Raw genomic sequence first — 18,965 nt, 5'->3', positions numbered from 1 at the left:
TCCACCTCAAATTGAGAGAAAAGAGTGCAGATTGAAACTTCTGCACTCTTGATACATTTAGAACAAACCTACGATGTTGCCATTTTCATCAACATCGATATTTTCTGCTGCAGGATGTTTGGGCAAGCCTGGCATGGTCATGATGTCGCCTGTGAGCGCTACAATAAAGCCCGCACCTGCAGATACCTTGACATTACGCACAGTAATACGGAAATTCTTGGGGGCACCAAGTTTGGTCTGATCGTCACTAAAAGAATACTGGGTCTTTGCCATGCATACGGGCATATTGCTAAAGCCCTGGTCCTCAAGCTGCTTGATCTGCTTTTCTGCGGCCGTCGTGAAGTCCACGCCATCGGCGTGGTAGACACGACAAGCAATAGCATTGATAGTATCTTTGATATTTCCGAGCTCATAACTAAAGTGGAAGTCCGAAGGTTCGTCGCAAAGACGCACAACCTCGCGCGCAAGCGCCTCGCCACCTTTGCCTCCCTGCGCCCAGACTTCAGAGAGCGCAACGTTAACGCCCAATTCCTTGCATTTTGCCTCGACGAGGTCGAGCTCGGCTCTGGTGTCCGTTGGGAAGGCATTAAGAGCCACGACTACAGGTAGGCCATAAACATTTTTCATGTTGTCAACATGCTGCAAAAGGTTGGGAAGACCTGCCTCAAGTGCCTCGAGATTCTCACTGTTCAGATCAGCTTTTGCGACCCCACCGTGATGTTTAAGCGCGCGGACGGTAGCGACAACCACACAGGCGTCAGGTGAAAGATCTGCCAAACGGCACTTGATATCACAGAACTTCTCAGCACCAAGATCAGCACCAAAGCCAGCTTCGGTAACAACATAGTCGCCCAACTGCATTGCCGTAGTGGTAGCGGATACCGAATTGCAGCCATGTGCAATATTGGCAAAGGGGCCACCATGAACAAAAGCAGGATTGTGCTCAAGTGTCTGCACAAGGTTCGGACTGATAGCATCCTTGAGCAATGCAGTCATCGCGCCTTCGGCCTTAAGCTGATGTGCGCATACGGGCTTGCGGTCATAGGTATAGGCAACCACAATGCGACCAAGACGCTCTTTGAGATCCGACAAACTTGTTGCCAAGCAGAACACGGCCATTACCTCTGAGGCGACGGTAATATCAAAGCCATCTTGGCGTGGCATACCATTGGCAACCCCGCCCATGCCATCAACAATCTGACGAAGCTGTCGGTCATTCATATCCATCGCGCGTTTCCACACGATACGACGAGGATCGATGTTCAACTCGTTGCCTTGCTTGATGTGATTATCCAGCATGGCTGCCAAAAGATTGTTAGCGTTTTCGATAGCATGGAAGTCACCAGTAAAATGCAAATTGATGTTTTCCATGGGGATGACCTGGGCATAGCCACCACCCGCAGCACCGCCCTTAACGCCAAAAACAGGGCCTAACGAAGGCTCACGCAGAGCAAGAACCGTGTTGTAACCTAGGCGGTTCATTGCATCGGCAAGACCAACCGAAGTGGTCGTTTTACCCTCACCTGCAGGCGTGGGATTGATGGCAGTCACAAGGATGAGTTTGGCCTTCTTAGGCTTGTCTGCGAGCTTGCTCACATCAACTTTGGCCATAAAGTGACCGTAGGGAATGAGCTCATCATCGGTTAAACCCAGCTTTGCAGCAATCTCTTTGATTGGTTTTATTTCTGCTTCTTGGGCAATCTCAATATCGGACTTGGCCATAGTTGCAAACTCCCCTTCTTTACAGATGAGACAAAACGTATGTCAATCTCATCTGTTAATAGTACAGATAAGTCCAAATCTTTTTATGCCTAATTCTTGACATACCGTTTAAGCGGTTCACCTGTCTTGTCATGTTGAATTATTCTTAGTAATCGCCGCATTACAAATGGTGTTGGGACATCTACGTTGACCACCAATAATGCAATCAATACCCGTAAGGAGGCTAACACCTTCAAGAGGCAGTCCAACACTACCGCCCTACTATGAAGGTCGATAATGACCCTTTCACCTCAATAAAATCTAATCTTTCAGATACTTAGTTGCATCCAAAACAGCTGTCTTTAACTGCGATATGCTTGCCAATTTCATTAAGGTCGGGTCGAGAATAACGGCAAGTTGAGACCCATGTTCTGCCGCATGATCTACAAGTCGTTTAAAGTGCTCGGTATCAGCATTTTCAACGCCTGTCTTTATCACCGCCTCAAGCCATGCTTTTTCTTCATCACTGGGAGTAAGAACTGCAAGGTGCGCCAATGCGAGTGGGCCCTTTACCTGTTTGGTGCGCATCACCTCAGATGAACCTAAAATAAGAACTGACTTAAGCTTGAGGTCTAGCAAATCATCGCGTAGTGCTTGTACATCTATAGGCATGGAAGCTCTCCTATACTTTTCAATCAAAATATATATCGTAACAGCTAGCTGCAAAAACGCAGTTCATCTGGATACTACCCTGCTTCTAAAAAAGACTCATGCCCATGTTAAAGCAAATCGGCCAAAACGATTCCAGAGCGCCTGCGGCATATGGTGAGTAAAAAAATGAGACGACACTATGGGTGTGACGCCTCGCAAATAGGGTCTAAATGAAATCTCAATTATGTTGGTACTACAGACTTATGCCTTCCAGATATCTCCTGCATAAGGAACATAGTGATAGTCTGGCTGATCCGCACTTTCAGATGTGGTACTGCAGGGAACTGCAGAAAGAACGAGTCCACCAATAAACAAAGCAAAAACAAAAGCGATGATTACCATATGAACCATCCTTCTCTACCGCCGCCGTAACATTCTCGTAACTTACATACCCACTATAACACGGCGTTTTATCTGCTATTACATTTTTTCTACTGTTTCTTTTAGTAATTAACACAAAAATATTTTGTTACGTTTATACGTATACAAAACCACAAAATCCGTGCGCTCCTTTTTCAGAGAAACACGACGGTATACCTATGCATCTGAGTTAACAGGGCAGCTACTCAGCGTTTATCCTCAGAGTTCGCTGCTCACTCACAACAAGTTCTACAGCTTGATCATGGATATCAATAACGCGTAAATCTGCCAAACTATCTCGCAACTGAATTTCACGACAAAGACCAACAGAGTAACCTGCAAAACTTGCGAGTAAGCTGTCATAAAAGCCGCCGCCATAACCCATACGATAGCCTGCCAGATCAAAGCTCAATCCAGGCACAAGAGCCAAAGACGGAATACCAAATACGCCTTCATCAGAAAGACGAATCAGATTCTTTGGATCTGCCAAAGGCTCTAGGATGCCAAACTTACTTTTTTCTAACTGATTGAAATCTTGAATGCGATACCAGTCCATCAGACGGGTATGAGGAATAACGCGAGGAATCGCAACGGTCTTTCCTGCCTGCCACGCGAGTTCAATTAGTTCGCGCGTATCAACCTCTTCATTGACCGAAAGGTACGTCAAAATCAAAGCAGAGTTGCGCCACTCAGCTGTAGCTACCACATTTTTAGCGATAAGCGTATCAATACGGGCGCGCTCATCATAAGACAAACTTTTACGTAGCTGGATGAGCTGCGTTCTCAGTTCTTTTTTTCGCGCCATCATCTCATTGCCTTCCATACACACACCCCTCAAAGCTCGGCTTTAAACTTGCCACCCATGCATCTGCATCAAATTCATGCAAGCAGAGCTGTGCGCACTGTGCTGTCGCCACACAAATAACCGATGTTGCGTAGTTGAGATAAGCAAGTTGCCATTCGTTCATCCACGGTAAATAGATAGACGAATCCATGCCAAAACCCGTACCCTGCGCTTTGAGCACTGCTTCGATACGAGCCCACTGGCGTGCAAAATGTATCGGATCTGATGCCAATTCTTGTAGCTGCGCACTCGGCTCATCGCCCTTTTTGTGAGGTATACCAAGCGCTCGTCCCAAGGCAAAGAGAGCCCGGTCAGAGATGTTTTTCATGACAGGTGCAACATCTACTCCGAGTTCTTCTTCGCATACGCCCAAAACTACTAAATTGTCAGCATCTGAAAGGTTAAATTGAGGACTACCACTTACAAGATAAGGCTTGCCATACTCCCCAAAGCGGAGTTGTTTTGCATCACTAATACCAAGCACAGCACTTAAAAGTAAGGCAGCACCAAATACACCTAACCCTGCAGCTGTTGCGCGTGGGGTTTGCAAACTTAAGAGATGCTCAGCCTTTGCACAAGCAGTAGAAAGAAGCGGTGCAGGCCGCACTTGCCACAGTTTCTCTAAACCTTCTGTATGTAATACATAGAGGTCTACCTTCACTGTCTTTGGAGCCACGCCTGCCACACTATAGCCTCTCGATATAATCCAACACATCGCTGCAGGTCTTGCTCACTTTATGAGTATCCGTGAGATCAATGAGCTTGACCTTTGCCATGAGTTCGCGATAACCATAGTTGTAGCAACCTGCATCGATAATTTCTCGCCAAGTCTTGCACGCACCCTTAAAGTCAGTTTGGCTGTTATCCCAAAGTTGCAGTGCTGCAATACCACTGGTGGCATAACTCACATAGTAGAGCGGCGAATCAAAGGTATGGCTCACATATTGCCACCAATAAGCGTTTTCATCGTCGGTTTCATCGCCATATTCACTCGCAATGCGCGCATAGCACTTGTTAATTTCATCCAAAGTCATATCAGGATGTGTATAAACTTCACGCTGAAATTCGTCATAGATACAACCATCCATCACATTGGTCAACTGATCCATAAGGTTGGCGCTTGCTGCCTTTTTACCAAGTTCCCCACCATATATTTCATCATAAAAATTGGTAAAAAGAGCTTGAAGACCATTTGCTTGAATCTCAGAGATATCAAGATTGCCGCCGCCATATACCAAATTATTGGGCGATGCATTAAGGCGGTAATCAGTAAAATGACCAATCTCGTGTGACAGTGTCTGTAGATCGGTCACACCATCAGCCTTCATATAGATAAACGGTACCTGATTTTCAACAAAAACCGTTGTAAAGGCACCATCCATGCGATCGTCATCGCCGCCGATATCAAAAAGATGATGTTTTTTGAGCAGCTCAACCGAATCGCTCACAACTGGATCAATCTTGCTGCCAGCTGATTGAAGTTTATTAAGGGTCGTTGCAAGATCTTGCTCGGGCGCCTCTTCGGTAAAAGCAAACGAAGCATCACTTCCATAATAAAGCTCAAAGAAACGTGGACCGATCTTTTTGACAGCCGCATAAAGCTTTTTAAGATCCTCGGGTTCATAGTCACGCAAATACACATCATCGGCAAGATCGGCATAGTTATCATAACCATTAAGTTTTGCCAGCTCAGTGCGGATTTTAACCAGCTTAACAAAGATAGGCCCAACCTTTTCATTAAGCTCGGTGGGCGTCAATTCGTCTTGATCGGCTTCGTTTATTGCCGAGAAATACTCCTCCTTAAGTTTGGCCTCCTGTTTGTCAAGGTCAAGCTCACGTTTGCTGGACTCTTCAGACTGTGTGTAATAATCAAAGGCCACCTGACCTACATGCTTTTTGAAAGTCTGGGCACAAGAGCCTTTGCAGACAGCAGCAAATGCCAGATTTGCCGCGTTATGACAGTTGTCCGAATCCAGTTGAGCCTCAGTAAATTGTTTTGAACGAGTCTCATCATTTATATTTGAGCAATACGCAAGATAGGCGGCATTGGCATTGTCGTCAAGCTTGGCAAGCTTGTTATAGAGCACATCGTATTGCTTGATAACTGCCGCCTCATCTCCGGCTTTTGCAAGTTTAGTAAGTTTGTCACAAGCCTTTTGAAAGCTCTTTGTATCGAATTTTTTGTAGTGTGGAACCACCATAGGACGCGTTGCCGAAAGCTGACTTGACTGAGCTGCTGAATCATCATGACTCACGCCCATAACACTGCAACTTGTTGTCAAGCCAAACGTAAGCAAAGCCACTAAGCTTGCAAAAGCAAAGCGCCACACAAAACCAGCCGCTTTATATTTATGCACTACAGCTGACAGCCTCGACTGTGTGCGAAATGCTCGAAACATCGTTAGTCCTCCTCAACGTGTCAACGCATAGTTTTTGACACGCGACCGTATCGTTTTGCTGGCAAGGCGACGCTATATAGAAGCCTTTGTGAGCAGAGCCTTCATTCATCCTCCCATAGGGCCTCATATGAGGCTAAAAGAAAGATTACACAAAGACATAATTTTTTATTCGCACAAGCGCTTCTTCAATAAGTGAACGGGGTGATGCAAGGTTTATACGGATATGACAAGGTCCCTCAAAATGACGGCCATCCTGCCAACCTACACCCACATCCCAACCTGCCTGCAGGACATCATCAATTGTGCAAGCATGTCGCTCACAATACTGCGTACAGTCCAAGAAAAGCATGTAGGTACCCTGAGGCATCGCACAGCTCACGCCATCAAAATGTGTTTCGATATAGTCAATAAAAAGGCGCGCGTTGTCTTCGATGACATTCATAAGCTGGTCTTTCCACTCATGACCTTGCGAAGAATAGCCGCCAATAAGGGCATGCATAGAAAGGACGTTCATCTCGTTATAGTGGGTTTTCTCACCAAATTCACTAATCTGCTGTCGCAGGTTCTCGTTATAAATCACGTGATAGCTACCAATAAGGCCTGCAAGATTAAACGTTTTGCTTGGCGCATATGCCGCAACAACATGTTCGCGAGCCCAAGAAGATACCATTTGTGTAGGTATATGCCTATGACCTGAAAATACCAAGTCAGCCCAGATTTCATCGCTGATAACGCTAATATTTGCAGCCTCAAAAACAGCCATGGCAGCCTTGAGTTCTTCATACTCCCAAACGCGACCGCAAGGATTGTGGGGTGAGCAGAAAATGGCAACTTTAATGTTATTTTCTGCAATCTTTCGAGCCATATCTTCATAATCCATACGCCAGATGCCCTGCTCATCACGGTAAAGTGGACTATAAACACTATGACGACCTATGCCTTCTACATCAGAGCGAAAACCCACATAGACAGGGCTGTGCAGCAAAATATTGTCCCCTGGCTGGGTAAGCGTTTGGATGGCTGAAGTAATAAAACCATGCACACCATTCTCATAGCCAATAAGCTCAGGTGTGATAGTGGGATGCCCAGGACGACGCCAGTCACAAATTGCCTGGTAATAGGCATCGCTCGGCTGGAAATATCCAAACAATGGATGTGCGAGGCGTTTTGCAATAGCATCTGTGACTGCAGGACAAGTTGCAAAATTCATATCGGCTACCCACATCGGGATAAAGTCAAAACCTTGCTTGGGAGCAGCAGGCTCAAAACCCCAGACCTCTTTTCCAGCAGCATCATATGCAGTTGCATCGTGACCACGACGCTCATAAACCGTGGTGAAATCATATGCCGACATCTGAGGCACTTCCTTTCTACAGAGACAAATCTTTAACTTGCATAGTGTCACTTTCTTTGTGCTCATTCTAGAATGACTACAAAGCATGTAGGGCGCAAAAAGAAAATCCTGCCACTCACACAAAGAAGGAGTTCATATGTCCAATGTTGTTGCAATTACTTCGGGCAATCTTTCTGCACACGTAAAACTACACGGAGCTGAGCTTTCAAGCCTGCGGCGAGGAGACGATGAATTTTTGTGGCAAGCCGATGAGCGCTGGTGGGGTCGTCACGCTCCCGTACTCTTCCCAATTGTCGGTAGCATTCGCAACGACCAGGCTCAGAGTGCAGCAGGTTGCTGCCATATGGGCCGACACGGTATTGCACGTCTCAAAGACTTTACGGTAGCTGAGCAGAGCACAGATGCCGTAACGCTCGAGCTTTGCTCTGACGCAGATACTATGGCTGCTTTCCCCTACCCCTTTGTCCTGCGCATGAGCTATAGCCTTAAAGCAAGTGTGGATGGCGGAGCGGTAGATACCCTACGCCAGAGCTTTTCTGTCACTAATACAGGAGCTAATCCGCTCCCCTTTTCAGTCGGTGGACACCCCGCGTTTAATGTTCCTGCGCCGCAGCATAGGGGTGCTTGGGGAGACTATGCATTGCGTTTTACACGGCCTTGGTCTTATGTTTCGCCTGGGGTGAGTGATGAGGGTCTTTGGGACTATCAGATTAAAACGCCCCTTGTTGATAAGGCAGATAAACTTCCTTTAGACCGAAAGCTTTTTTGCTATGACACCATCGAATTGGAAGGCACGCCTGATTCTCGTGTCACCTTGGTAGATGGCGCCGATAAGCCTGTACTGCGTCTGGATTTTGAGGGATTTCCCTATTTGGGCATCTGGTCTCCTGGCTGTGAGACGGGAGATGCACCTTTTGTCGCCATTGAGCCATGGACAGGTACTGCAACACGTACCGATGAAGATGACACACTTGAGCACAAGCAAGGCTGTCTCATAGCAGAACCTGGCAAGACTATTGAGCGCGCTTTTACTATAACCTTGCTTTAAACAGAGTCATAGCGCGGCAGCTTACAAAAAATATGCAAGTTGTCGCGCTATGTTTTACTTAGCTAAAGTCAGCAATCTGATTTTCAAGCTGCGAGATAGTTGCACTCAGCTCATCAGCACGCGCGCGCTTCTTCTCAATAACAGCCGCGGCTGCCTTAGCAACAAAGCTTTCGTTGGCAAGCGTGCGCTCGGTACCAGCAAGCTCTTTTCGAGCAGCCTCAAGCTGCTTGGTCAGGCGCTTCTTCTCTGCTTCAAAATCAATGAGACCACCAAGTGCCACAAATACTTCCATATCACCGAGAGCAACAGAAATAGCGCCCTGAGGCTTGTCAATGCGCGCGCCAACTACCATCTGGTCGATGTGGCCCACATTACAAATAAAGCTACGCTGAGCCTCGATAACCTCGGCATCATTGCCCATAGTACGTACTGCCACATCAAGTTCGGTGCGTGGGGAGAGGCGGTAGCGCGCACGCGTGGAACGCACAGCACCCACCAGCACCTTTGCCAACTCAAAGTCATGCTCCGCACGCTCGTTGACATAGGAAACAAAGTCTGCTTCCTCAGGCCAGGCAGCCATCATAAGGAAACGACCATCGTGGCTGACATACGTGTCATTCTCATCACAATCAAGCTCGCTTGCAGGCAACGCATCCCAAATCTTTTCGGTGACAAAAGGCATGACGGGATGCAACAGACGCAAACTAGCATCAAGCACATAGACCAAATTTCGCTGTACTTGCAGCTTTTCTTCGGGGGCACCATCAAGCAGCCGACCTTTGCAAAGCTCGATATACCAGTCGCAAACCTCATTCCAGAAGAATGATTGCAGGTCGCGCGCATAATCACCAAACTCATATGCTTCTAGCTGGCGCGTAGCCGTAGCAACCGCACGAGCAAGACGAGAAAGCATCCACGCATCCTCAGACGTTTTGGCCACGGGAGCTCCGGGCTGATAGCCCTCAAGATTCATCTGTACAAAACGACTGGCATTCCAAATCTTGGTAACAAAGGAACGCGCTGCATCAGTACGATCAGATTTAATGAGTTCGCGCGTCTTCTTGTCGATATCGGCGTCAAACTTAACATCTTGATTGTTGGTGATCAACGTGAGCAGATTGTGACGCATAGCATCTGCGCCGTACTTTTCCATCAAATCCATGGGGTCAACGCCATTGCCCTTGGACTTGGACATGCGGCTACCGTCCTTAGCCAAGATAGTCGCGTAAATATACACGTCGTGGAACGGCACCTCGTCGGTAAAGTACAAAGAACTCATAATCATGCGCGCAACCCACAATGCAATAATGTCGCGAGCGGTCACGAGTACTTTGGTAGGGTGATGGCCTTCCATGCGTTCTGGATGGTCGGGCCAACCTTGCGTAGCAAAAGTCCATAGCTGGCTGGAAAACCAAGTATCAAGCACATCCTCATCTTGATGAATATGATGACTTCCACAATGTGGGCAAACATCAGTATCTTCAAGCAGGGCATCTTCCCAACCGCACTCCTCGCAGTAAAATACGGGAATACGATGACCCCACCAGAGCTGACGGCTAATGCACCAGTCCTTGAGGTTTTCCATCCAATTGAGGTACGTCTGGGTCCAGCGCGCAGGATGGAATGTCACCTCACCATCCTTTACCACCTGAGTCGCACGTGCCTTGAGCTTGTCAACAGCGACAAACCACTGCTCGGACAGCCATGGCTCCAGCGCAGTATCGCAGCGATAGCAATGCATAACTGAATGGTCGATATCTTCGATATGATCAAGCAAGCCGTGTGCGTCAAACCAAGCAACAATAGCCTCTCGAGCCTCATCGCGATCCATGCCCGAATAGATGCCATAGCCCTCAACCACGTGCGCAGTTTCGTCAAAAATATTAATCTGTTCAAGATCGTGAGTCTGACCCATGGCATAGTCATTAGGGTCATGAGCAGGAGTTACCTTGACAAAACCCGTACCAAAACCTGGCTGGACATGCCAATCAGAAAAAATTTCAATCTCCCGATTGACGATGGGAAGCAAAACCTTCTTGCCCACAAAGTCAGCTTTTTCTGGATCTTGAGGGCTGACCGCAACGCCCGTATCGCCAAGCATGGTCTCGGGACGTGTGGTGGCGACAGTAATATACGTTGTATCCCCTACAGGCTCTACCAAGGGATAGCGCAAATACCAAAGATGGCTTTTTTCATCGTGATATTCGGCCTCATCATCAGAAATAGCGGTACGGCAATGAGGGCACCAGTTCACGATACGCTTGCCTCGATAAATAAGGCCGTCATGGTACCAGTCGACAAAGACCTTGCGGACCGCACGAGAAAACTCAGGACTCATCGTAAATTGTTCATCATCAAAATCGATGGAACAACCCATACGCTTAATCTGATTGATAATCGTGCCGCCGTACTCATGAGTCCAGTCCCAGCAGGCATCTAAGAACTTCTCACGACCCATTTCAAGACGAGACTTACCTTCTGCCTTGAGCTTTTTATCGACCTTGGTTTGAGTAGCAATACCTGCGTGGTCGGTGCCCAAAATCCAGCGAGTAGAGCGGCCGCACATACGGTTATAGCGCACAAAGGTATCTTGGATACTGTCATCCATCGCATGACCCATATGCAAAATACCAGTAACGTTGGGAGGCGGAATGGTAACTGTACAGTCCCCTACACCGCAAGAACGCTGATAGCAGCCCGCCTGAACCCATCGCTCAATCTGATCGGGTTCGTTGGTAGCAGGGTCGTAGGTCTTGGGCATTTCTTCCATAACAATCCTCCCTCTCCTGCCGCGACGTGGTGGGTGCTCATGTCTCGAGCACGCTTCGTCTTGGCGGAATAAAACTTACAAGTTCGAACGGTTGGCGCCTTTACCAGAACGTACAATCTGGGGAGACTGCGCGCCACCCACCGATTCAGGCGTCACAATAACCTCGGTAATATCGAGGTCGCTTGGTAAATCAAACATCGTGTTCTGCAGCGTTGCTTCACAGATAGATCGCAAACCACGAGCACCCGTACCGCGGGCAATAGCCTGGTCAGCAATCTCGTGCAAAGAATCCTCTGTAAAGTTCAAATCAACGCCTTCAAGATCAAACATACGCTTGTACTGCTTGACAATAGCATTGCGCGGCTTGGTTAAAATCTCAACCAAATCGTCTGCCGTCAGTTCACGCGTGGAGCAAATCACCGGAATGCGCCCAATGAACTCAGGGATCATGCCAAATTTATGCAGATCTTGGGGCATGACATTGCTCATAAGCTCGTCTTGGTCCTCCTCGACCTTACGCGAAAGCTCAGCATTAAAGCCGATACCCTTCTTGCCAATACGATCGGCAACAATCTTGTCCAAGCCCACAAAAGCACCACCGCAGATAAACAAAATATTGGTGGTATCGATGCGAATAAGCTCTTGCTGAGGATGCTTGCGACCACCTGTAGGGGGTACGGCAGCTTCGGTGCCCTCAAGAATCTTGAGCAATGCCTGCTGGACACCCTCACCCGACACATCGCGCGTAATCGAGAGGTTCTCAGCTTTGCGAGCAATTTTGTCAATCTCATCGATGTAAACAATGCCCATTTGAGCACGTTCAACATCGCCATCTGCAGCCGTTATGAGCTTGAGGAGGATATTTTCGACATCCTCACCCACATATCCCGCCTCGGTCAAAGTGGTTGCATCAGCAATGGCAAAGGGTACCTCAAGGAAGCGGGCAAGCGTCTGGGCAAGTAATGTTTTACCCGTACCCGTAGGGCCAAGTAGCAAGATGTTGGACTTTGCAATCTCAACGTCTTCGCTCTCCTCAGGAACCTCATCAGCGCCTGCGGCAATGCGGCGATAATGATTGTAGACAGCCACGCTCATTGCGCGCTTTGCTTCTTCTTGACCCATGACATAGTTTGAAAGTTCGTCATAAATCTCATGCGGCGTTGGAAGATTTTTGAGAGGCGGCTCGCTGCTAGGCTCAACCTCTCTTTCAGGCGCTAGCTCAAAACCAGCAGCTGCATCATTGTCGATATGTGTCAGTTCTTGGGCTCGTGCGCGAGCATCCTCGGCATCCGAGCCTGAAATAATATCCTGACAAGCAGCAACACATTCATCGCAGATGAATACACCATCAGGTCCTTGAATTAGCTTGCGCACCTGAGTACGAGTCTTGCCACAAAACGAGCAATGTAGCTCGTCAAACATCCCTGTTCCATTGTTACCAAACGAAGGCATGTGCCCTCCTACTCAAAATCTTACTGCTCGGTGCGTGACGTAATAACACGGTCTACGAGGCCATACTCCATCGCTTGCTGGGCACGCATATAATTGTCGCGCTCGGTGTCAACATTAATTTTTTCGACTGGCTGACCAGTATAGGTTGCAAGCAATTCATTGAGGTGCTCACGAATCCATTTGGTTTCATTCGCCACAATCTGAATATCGGTCTGCTGTCCTTGAGCACCAGAGATAGGCTGGTGAATCAGCACCATCGAGTTAGGAAGTGCCATACGCTTGCCTTTCGTACCAGCAGCAAGCAGGACAGACGCCATCGATGCTGCCATACCAACACAGATGGTCGAAATGTCGGGCTTAATAAAATTCATCGTATCGAGAATGCCCAAACCAGCATAGACCTCGCCGCCAGGAGAGTCGATATACAGGCTAATGTCCTTGTCGGGGTCTTGGCTTTCTAGGTGCAATAGCTGTGCGATAACAAGATTTGCAGATTCGCGTGTAATTTCCTCACCAAGAAAGACAATACGGTCGTTGAGTAGTCTTGAATAGATGTCGTAGCTACGCTCGCCACGAGGGGTCTGCTCAACCACATAGGGAATCAAAGGAATATTTGTTGGGTTGTGCATGAGTGCATCCTTTCGCTTACGAAATGCTTTACCTAACGATGGTACCCCACTCGTAGCTCTCTGAGACATGTATGGATAAAAGTGCCCCAGCAGTTTTTCTGCCAGGGCACTTGACCATCAAAAACTTGCAACCAAAAACTACTCAGCGTCCTCGCTGGCTTCGTCCTTGTTGCCCTCATCCTTGGCACGAGCCTCGGCAACCTCGTCAACCTCGGTAACCTGTGCATTATCAACAAGCCAGTTAACAGCCTTGGTGCGACGGATGGACTGACGTACCGCAGGCATACGACCATCAGAGAGGAACTCCTTGATGGAGGAATCAACATCTTTGACGTTGGCCTTCTTAAACTCACTACGGATGTCCTCATCGCTGCAGTCAAGTTTGAGCTCGTTTGCCAAAGCATCAAGGGCTAGAGACTGGCGCGCACGCTCTTCAGCCTGATCATGCAAGTCAGCCAAGAACTCATCGCTCTTGATGCCCTGCATGCTGAGATACATATCAAGATTCATGCCGCGGCGAGAAAGTTGACCCAAGAACTCCTGAGCAAGCTCGTTGAACACCTGATTTTGATAGGCCTCGGGAACCTCTTCGAGATCAAGCTGTTCGCCAATAGCAGCCACAACGCGATCTTCCTTAAGACCTGGCAGGCCTTCCTTCTTGTCTGCCGCAACTTCTTCCTTGACAGCGTCACGAAGTTCGGCAACGGTATCAAAACCAAAGCCAGTCTTAGCAAACTCATCGGTAAGCTTGGGAGTAACTGCCTTCTGGATGTTGTTGATAGTAACCTCAACCTCAAACTCATGGGTATGGTCATCGTGGCTGTGAGTCCAAGAGATGGTCTTGGTCTCGCCAACCTTCATGCCCACAATTCCAGAGACGAGCTCCTTGGCAAGGTTGGGATTACCAAGGGCTACGCTACGATCCTCACCAGCAATACCAGACTCGCCCTTCTTGTCAACGGCAGTGACCGTAATCATGTCCTTGGCCTTGACCTTCTTGGCGCGCTTGTTGGGCTCAAAGGTGGTGCGATACGTGAGCAACTGCTCAATCTGGTGGTCAATCTCTGCCTCAGTTACCTCTGCAGGAGGCATATTGATAGCGGGAGCATCATAGCTCTTAAGACCAGCAACGGGAGGCACGACAACCGTGCAATCGATAACAAAATCCTCGTGCTCAACAACAGGATCAGACTCACCCCAGTCAGGACGCTCAACAGGAACAAGGTCGAGCTCCTCAATCATCTGAGGCTGAATCTCCTGGAGCAGCTCGTCAGTAGCCTGTGCGAGAACGGCATCCTTACCCAAAATGCCATCAATAACAGGACGTGGTGCACGACCACGACGGAAGCCCTGGAAGTTATAGCGCTGAGCAATGTCACGATAGGTCTTCTTGACCGTAGCATCGACCTCAGCAGCAGGGACAGTAACCTTGGCCGCGACCTTGCCGTCGTCGGTCCTCTCAGAAGTGACGGAAATCTTCAACGTTCCTCCAGTGTCTCATGCCAAATCATACGCAAACGCTAATCTGGCTTTACCTCTTATGTGAATGGTGCGGGCGAAAGGATTTGAACCTTCACGGGTTGCCCCACTGGAACCTAAATCCAGCGCGTCTGCCAATTCCGCCACGCCCGCATATAAACACACAGGAGAAGATATTAGCAAAATAACCCTCCGCTGGGTAGGGAAACTCAAACTGACCACGTAGCAACTACATGACTACCGTTGACGGAAAAGATATGCGGATTATCTATGCTTTGAAGCAGAAGTTCTAGACGAAAACAGCGCCTGCCGAGCATGAGAGCGGCAGGCGCTTTAAAACCATCACGCGCAGATTATCTCGTATAGACGCCTTAGCAAACGCCCTGAGCCATCATAGCCTCTGCCACTTTGAGGAAACCAGCAATATTGGCACCAAAAACCAAATCACCCTCATGACCGTACTGCTTGGCAGCGTTGCGTGCAGCAGTATAGATAGACTCCATGATGCCTTTGAGTTTTTCGTCAACCTCATCAAAGGTCCAAGAGAGATGTTCTGCGTTTTGACTCATCTCAAGACCAGAAGTCGCAACACCACCAGCATTTGCAGCCTTGCCAGGCGCAAAGAAGACGTCATTTTGCAGCAAATACTGAGTTGCTTCAAGGGTAGTTGGCATGTTGGCGCCCTCAACTACATACCTAACGCCATGGGCAACAAGCTCCTTGGCATTGTCGAGATCAAGCTCGTTTTGCGTAGCACAAGGCATCGCAATATCACAGGTCTCCCCCCAAGGACGCTCACCTACATGGTAGACAGCGTTAGGACGAGCAGCAGCGTACTCGGTGAGACGCGCACGATGTACTTCTTTTACCGTCTGCAACGTGGCTACGTCAATGCCATCGGAATCATAGATATAACCTGACGAATCAGAGACAGTAACAACTTTTGCGCCGAGCTGCTCGGCTTTTTGAACTGCATAGATTGCCACATTGCCCGAGCCAGAAACACAGATGGTCTTATCTGCAAGAGGAGCTGCTGCAACGGTGGGAGCACCCTCTTTTTCGGCTACCATATGAGACAAGAAGTAAACCGCACCATAGCCCGTTGCTTGCGTACGCGCAAGAGAGCCACCATAGCTGAGGCCCTTGCCGGTAAGCACGCCAGACCATTCATTGCGCAGGCGTTTATACTGGCCAAACATATATCCAATCTCACGAGCGCCGGTGCCAATATCACCTGCGGGAACATCGGTATTAGGGCCAATGTGACGGAAAAGCTCAGTCATAAAGGACTGACAAAATGCCATAACTTCACGGTCAGACTTACCCTTGGGATCAAAGTCGCAGCCGCCCTTGGCACCGCCCATGGGAAGTGTTGTAAGACTATTTTTGAATATCTGCTCAAAGCCTAGGAATTTGAGGATGGAAAGATTCACGCTAGGATGCAAGCGTAGACCACCCTTGTAAGGTCCAATGGCTGAATTAAACTGAATACGATATCCACGGTTAACCTGAACTTTGCCCTCATCATCAATCCAAGGTACGCGAAACATGACTATGCGCTCTGGCTCTACAAGCCGCTCAAGCAAAGCAGCTTGCTCGTACTCGGGATGGGCGTCAAGAGCAGGCTGGAGGGTTGTTAAAACCTCAGTTGCAGCCTGAATAAATTCGGGTTGATCAGCGTAACGCTCGGAAAGCTCAGCGATAACGCGCTCAGAATAGTTTTGTGCGGACATGCTTCCCCTCTCATGGTAGTGCGGGCACGACACCTGTCGCCCCGGTGCGGGCACCATCCCAAGACAGCGCCCCTATAGCGTTCTCATTCACGCCCAGTCTAGAGTAGACAGGTTTTGCTTTGCCTACTAAATCAGGCATCAAATTTATCTGTTATGAAACAGTTTGCTAACTAGCAAATAAATAAAACGGTTCGCTACGTGGCAAAAAAATATGGTCGGGGCGGCGGGATTCGAACCCACGACATCCTGCTCCCAAAGCAGGCGCGCTACCAGGCTGCGCTACGCCCCGTTGACGGAGGGCAATTATAGATGAGCTGTGCCTTTATCGCAACGGATAGAATAACTTCGCAAGAATTTTTTACTTTGCTTGCGCTGTGCTCACAAACCCATACTACAAAATATTCCAATTCTTGTGAGAATTACTCAGCAAAGACAAGAATTATGTGGCGTGTTATGAAGACTTGGGTTATTCTGTCTTAGCACGACATGTGCGGCGGTAGTTCAATTGGTAGAGCGTCAGCCTTCCAAGCTGATTGTTGCGGGTTCGAGTCCCGTCCGCCGCTCCATAAAAATGCCGAGGCCAGCGTCATTGAGACGCTGGCTTTTTTATGTTGTACGTGCTGTTATATGCCACATTCCGGCACATATCTTTCCTCTCTGCTCACATTTTTTGTCCAGCGTTGTTTTTTCAGGTCAGGCCTATACTTTATACAAGTAAAGTTTTATAGAAGCCAAGCTTGAAAGGTTTTGTCCATGAGCCGACAACTGGGACGCACTATCGTTATTGCCAACCCTGCTGCTCGCAGTGGTAAAGGGGCTCATGCAGCTGAGTTTGTTCGCCGATACTTTGAAGCGCATAGTTCTGCAACAGATACGTTCCAAATGCAGCTTACTCATGCACCTGGCCATGCTCAATATTTAGCTGCTCAGGCGATCGAAGCAGATACCGTCATTGCACTTGGTGGAGACGGTCTCATCAACGAAGTGGTGAATGGGCTTATGCACATACCTGCAGCCTATCGCCCTATCCTTGCTGTAATAGCCATGGGTTCGGGAAACGACTTTGCGCGCACCCTTGGATCTGCCATTAACGACCCCAAATCTGCACTTACTGAAATTATGATGGGTACGACAAAACAGTTTGATCTAGGTGTTTTAGATAAGGGCACTCCAGAAGAAAAGTACTACATAGAAACGCTCTCTTTTGGACTTGATGCAGCTATTGCTATTGATACCACCGATCGTCGCGCGGCAAATACCCACCAACGAGGCGCTGCACTTTTTGCTACTTCTGGTCTCAAAATTATGAGTAAAGCTCATCATGGCTGGGCTTTTAACGCAAGCTACTGCGACGCCACTGGCAACAAAAAAGAAATCTCAGGTCGCGAAATTATTTTTGCAGTGCAACAGGGCGTAAGCTATGGTAGCGGCTTCCAGGTGACGCCCAAGGCAGATCCGTCTGATGGTCTACTTGACCTCTGTTATAACTGCAGCTTGCCAATCGTACCCAACACGCTGCGACTCTTTGGCTTGGCCCGTCTAGGAAAGCACACACAATCTCGGCATTTAGTTTTTGATCAACTGACTCATTTGGACATATACTTTCCTGAAGAAATTCCCCCAGGACAAATCGATGGAGAAAAAATCCTCCAGCAAAAACATCACAGCATCGATGTAGCCCCTGCTGTTTTGAAAGTTATCGCTCCGAGAAATGCTACCGATTCATTGAAACTATCCGCCCTATAGACCGCACAGGTAGCACTGCTCTTCCCTACCAAGATAGATATTTAGCATTATCCAATGACCAGTGAACATCCCGTATATAAGATTGCAACCCAATGCCATCCCGTTTTTTGAAAAGTGCCAAAATATGTGCGTGTTCTTTATTAGCTTTGCGCGCATTTGCTTCCAGTACCTCAGGCTTTTCTTGCAAATAGGCGCGTTTCATAAAAAAGCGATTAAGATTATCAATATAGTCTGCAAGTCGACTATTTCCACACTTTCGCACGTAAGTTTGATGAAACTCGCGTTGCAAATCATCATAGCGATCAAATAATCCGCTATTGATAGCCAGCTGCATACTGTTACACAAAAATCCCAGTTGCGCAATATTATTGTCGCTCATACGTTCTACTGCCAAAAGAGCCGCTCTCCCGTCAAGTGGTCCCAAAATTTCAAACACTTCACGCGCAGCTGACTCATCAAAACCACGCACCGTAAAACCTTTTCGCGGCAAACGCTCCAAGTATCCTTCGTCTGCAAGCTGCATCAGCGCTTCTCTTACAGGAGTGCGACTCACTGACAGCGCATCAGCAATGCTTTGTTCACTAATATGTTCAAACTCCCCTAACATTCCTTCATTAATGAGATTGGCAATATGCATATACACATGATCTTTGAGAGAAAAATATTTTTCTTTACTCATGCTGTCACGCACCTATAAGCTGTTGTTTTTGTATTACGATTGTATACAATCGACATTATT

The 18,965-nt window shown here is 48.1% G+C and carries 15 protein-coding genes and 3 tRNA genes; 3 read left to right on the top strand and 15 right to left on the bottom strand.

The genetic code is table 11. The features are described from left to right. Positions 1–57: 57 nt before the first annotated feature. The 7 genes from BN4314_RS07105 to BN4314_RS07080 all read right to left on the bottom strand — a co-directional run bounded on the left by BN4314_RS07105 (position 58) and on the right by BN4314_RS07080 (position 7,369). The gene (locus tag BN4314_RS07105) at positions 58–1,722 is read right to left on the bottom strand and encodes a formate--tetrahydrofolate ligase (RefSeq protein WP_068540529.1); all 1,665 of its coding nucleotides are present in this window, start codon (positions 1,720–1,722) and stop codon (positions 58–60) included. A gap of 300 nt (positions 1,723–2,022) precedes the next feature. Beyond that, positions 2,023–2,373 (bottom strand): hypothetical protein, encoded by a 351-nt coding sequence (locus tag BN4314_RS07100; RefSeq protein WP_021735282.1) that lies wholly within the window; start codon positions 2,371–2,373, stop codon positions 2,023–2,025. 240 nt (positions 2,374–2,613) lie between these two features. Further along, positions 2,614–2,754 (bottom strand): hypothetical protein, encoded by a 141-nt coding sequence (locus tag BN4314_RS08130; protein WP_021735491.1) that lies wholly within the window; start codon positions 2,752–2,754, stop codon positions 2,614–2,616. 220 nt (positions 2,755–2,974) lie between these two features. Then, the gene (locus BN4314_RS07095; protein ID WP_068540527.1) at positions 2,975–3,595 is read right to left on the bottom strand and encodes a 5-formyltetrahydrofolate cyclo-ligase; all 621 of its coding nucleotides are present in this window, start codon (positions 3,593–3,595) and stop codon (positions 2,975–2,977) included. Continuing rightward, positions 3,582–4,223 carry a 4'-phosphopantetheinyl transferase family protein gene (locus BN4314_RS07090; RefSeq protein ID WP_187369564.1) on the bottom strand — a complete coding sequence of 214 codons (642 nt, stop codon included), beginning with the start codon at positions 4,221–4,223 and terminating at the stop codon, positions 3,582–3,584. Before BN4314_RS07090 ends, BN4314_RS07095 begins: the two co-directional genes overlap by 14 nt. A gap of 79 nt (positions 4,224–4,302) precedes the next feature. Beyond that, positions 4,303–6,015, bottom strand: coding sequence for a gluzincin family metallopeptidase (locus BN4314_RS07085; protein ID WP_068540523.1), 1,713 nt, complete (start codon positions 6,013–6,015; stop codon positions 4,303–4,305). A 145-nt stretch (positions 6,016–6,160) separates the two neighbouring features. Then, positions 6,161–7,369, bottom strand: a complete 1,209-nt coding sequence (locus BN4314_RS07080) for a MalY/PatB family protein (RefSeq protein ID WP_068540521.1) — start codon at positions 7,367–7,369, stop codon at positions 6,161–6,163. Between the two features lie 136 nt (positions 7,370–7,505). Between BN4314_RS07080 and BN4314_RS07075 the strand changes: the two genes are divergently transcribed. Continuing rightward, complete coding sequence (locus tag BN4314_RS07075; RefSeq protein WP_068540519.1) at positions 7,506–8,417, top strand: aldose 1-epimerase family protein; 912 nt, start codon at positions 7,506–7,508, stop codon at positions 8,415–8,417. Between the two features lie 58 nt (positions 8,418–8,475). On the opposite strand, the gene BN4314_RS07070 is transcribed toward BN4314_RS07075, so the two are convergent. From BN4314_RS07070 to BN4314_RS07040, 7 genes are all read right to left on the bottom strand, one after another. Further along, positions 8,476–11,187, bottom strand: coding sequence for a valine--tRNA ligase (locus BN4314_RS07070; RefSeq protein WP_068540517.1), 2,712 nt, complete (start codon positions 11,185–11,187; stop codon positions 8,476–8,478). Between the two features lie 75 nt (positions 11,188–11,262). Then, positions 11,263–12,639 (bottom strand): ATP-dependent Clp protease ATP-binding subunit ClpX, encoded by a 1,377-nt coding sequence (gene clpX / locus BN4314_RS07065; protein WP_082911223.1) that lies wholly within the window; start codon positions 12,637–12,639, stop codon positions 11,263–11,265. A gap of 20 nt (positions 12,640–12,659) precedes the next feature. After that, positions 12,660–13,268: an ATP-dependent Clp protease proteolytic subunit gene (locus tag BN4314_RS07060; protein WP_021735414.1), complete on the bottom strand. Its 609-nt coding sequence runs from the start codon at positions 13,266–13,268 to the stop codon at positions 12,660–12,662. 138 nt (positions 13,269–13,406) lie between these two features. Continuing rightward, positions 13,407–14,750: a trigger factor gene (gene tig, locus BN4314_RS07055; protein WP_187369563.1), complete on the bottom strand. Its 1,344-nt coding sequence runs from the start codon at positions 14,748–14,750 to the stop codon at positions 13,407–13,409. 65 nt (positions 14,751–14,815) lie between these two features. Beyond that, positions 14,816–14,900 (bottom strand) — tRNA-Leu (locus tag BN4314_RS07050). A gap of 218 nt (positions 14,901–15,118) precedes the next feature. Continuing rightward, on the bottom strand, positions 15,119–16,480 hold the full coding sequence (gene gdhA, locus BN4314_RS07045) for an NADP-specific glutamate dehydrogenase (RefSeq protein ID WP_068540515.1): 1,362 nt from the start codon (positions 16,478–16,480) through the stop codon (positions 15,119–15,121). Positions 16,481–16,692: 212 nt separating this feature from the next. Beyond that, positions 16,693–16,769 (bottom strand) — tRNA-Pro (locus BN4314_RS07040). A 201-nt stretch (positions 16,770–16,970) separates the two neighbouring features. Between BN4314_RS07040 and BN4314_RS07035 the strand changes: the two genes are divergently transcribed. Next, positions 16,971–17,046, top strand: a tRNA-Gly gene (locus BN4314_RS07035). A 187-nt stretch (positions 17,047–17,233) separates the two neighbouring features. Beyond that, positions 17,234–18,226, top strand: a complete 993-nt coding sequence (locus tag BN4314_RS07030; RefSeq protein WP_068540513.1) for a diacylglycerol/lipid kinase family protein — start codon at positions 17,234–17,236, stop codon at positions 18,224–18,226. A gap of 25 nt (positions 18,227–18,251) precedes the next feature. Here BN4314_RS07030 and BN4314_RS07025 read toward each other — a convergent pair whose 3' ends face one another. Continuing rightward, positions 18,252–18,905 (bottom strand): GntR family transcriptional regulator, encoded by a 654-nt coding sequence (locus BN4314_RS07025; RefSeq protein WP_021735261.1) that lies wholly within the window; start codon positions 18,903–18,905, stop codon positions 18,252–18,254. Between the last annotated feature and the right edge of the window lie 60 nt (positions 18,906–18,965).

Origin of the sequence: Olegusella massiliensis (genome assembly GCF_900078545.1) — a bacterium.
Taxonomy (GTDB): domain Bacteria; phylum Actinomycetota; class Coriobacteriia; order Coriobacteriales; family Atopobiaceae; genus Olegusella; species Olegusella massiliensis.
Note: the sequence above shows the minus strand (reverse complement) of the source record. Positions and strands in the feature narration are given on the sequence as shown.